The 1030-nt window shown below is 72.4% G+C and carries 1 protein-coding gene; it reads left to right on the forward strand.

Features of this window, described 5'->3' with window-relative positions; all coding sequences use genetic code 11:
* Window positions 1–54: 54 nt before the first annotated feature.
* Entirely contained in the window at window positions 55–984 is a 930-nt protein-coding gene (gene kdgD, locus GUY60_RS37845) for a 5-dehydro-4-deoxyglucarate dehydratase (protein ID WP_376771371.1), read from the forward strand.
* Window positions 985–1030: the final 46 nt, after the last annotated feature.

Raw genomic sequence — 1030 nt, forward strand, 5'->3', positions numbered from 1 at the left:
CCCGATCTCCCCCTCCCCCTCTCTCATTCCACCTCGCAGGAGCAGCACCTCATGATGTCCTCCACTCCGGCGGAACTGGCCCGGCGTATCGGTTCCGGACTGCTTTCGTTCCCCGTCACCCACTTCGACGCCGACCTCGAATTCGACGAGGGCGGCTACCGCGAGCACATCGAGCGGCTCTCCCAGTACGAGGTCGGCGGCCTCTTCGCGGCGGGCGGCACCGGCGAGTTCTTCTCGCTCACGGCCGCGGAGACCGAGCGTGTCGTGGCCGCCGCCGTCGACGCCGCGCCCGCGGGCACCCCGATCCTCGCCCCGGCCGGGTACGGCACCCGCACGGCTGTCGCGTACGCCCAGGCCGCCGAACGGGCCGGCGCCGACGGCATCCTGCTGTTCCCGCCGTACCTCACGGAAGCCGGGCAGGAGGGCCTGGCCGCGCACGTGGAGGCGGTCTGCCGGGCGACCTCGCTCGGCGTCATCGTGTACGGCCGCGCCAACGCGGTGTACCGCGCCGACACCCTGGCCAGGATCGCCGACAACTGCCCCAACCTGGTCGGCTACAAGGACGGCGTAGGCGACATCGACGCCATGACCCGGATCTACGCGCGCCTCGGCGACCGGCTCACCTACGTCGGCGGCCTGCCGACCGCCGAGACCTACGCGCTGCCGTACCTCGAACTGGGCGTCACCACCTACTCGTCGGCGATCTTCAACTTCCTGCCCGAGTTCGCCCTCGACTTCTACGCGGCCGTCCGGCGCCGCGACCACGGCACCGTACTGAAGCACCTGAGCGAGTTCGTGCTGCCCTACACCGACCTCCGCAACCGGCAGTCCGGGTACGCGGTCAGCATCGTGAAGGCCGGGATGAGCGCGGCCGGGCATCCGGCGGGACCGGTACGTCCGCCGCTCACCGACCTCACCGCGCGGGAGCGGGCCGAGCTGGCCGCACTCATCGCCACGGCGCCCACACCGGCCACCACCGCGTGACCCGGCCCCACACCGGCCTCCGCGTGGCCCAGCCCCGGCCCCGCAC

Origin of the sequence: Streptomyces boluensis, from assembly GCF_009908195.1 — a bacterium.
GTDB classification, from domain to species: Bacteria; Actinomycetota; Actinomycetes; order Streptomycetales; family Streptomycetaceae; genus Streptomyces; species Streptomyces boluensis.

What these genes read in the sequence shown, in the direction of transcription:
- kdgD (WP_376771371.1), top strand. Translation starts at nt 55, where the DNA reads ATGTCCTCCACTCCGGCGGAACTGGCCCGGCGTATCGGTTCCGGACTG.